Origin of the sequence: Neisseria sp. P0014.S002 (assembly GCF_051958295.1) — a bacterium.
GTDB lineage: Bacteria > Pseudomonadota > Gammaproteobacteria > Burkholderiales > Neisseriaceae > Neisseria > Neisseria flavescens_B.
On the sequence record NZ_JBQCVO010000094.1, the window covers coordinates 1 to 253 of the forward strand.

A 253-nucleotide genomic window follows, 5' to 3' on the forward strand; every position below is an offset into this window, starting at 1 on the left:
GTTCAATACATCAAGCGTAGTGCCTTATGATGTTGCTGAACAAGCTGTGATGTTTTTCTTATATTTCGGTTTTATTGGCCTTATTGTGCAATATTTTAAAAGTGGCTATCACTTTCCTTTGCGATATTTTATTTATGCGGGGATTACCGCCATGTTGCGCCTGATCATTGTGAATCATGAAAGCTCAGTTGATACCATCTTATTCGCAGGCGCGATTTTAATTATGGTTATTGCACTTTGTTTAGTGTTGTAT

General features: G+C 36.8%; 1 protein-coding gene. It reads left to right on the forward strand.

Annotation, left to right across the window (positions count from 1 at the left end; all coding sequences use genetic code 11):
• A partial coding sequence (locus ACTHSX_RS10750; RefSeq protein WP_440379680.1) for a phosphate-starvation-inducible protein PsiE occupies nucleotides 1-253 on the forward strand: 253 nt, incomplete at both ends.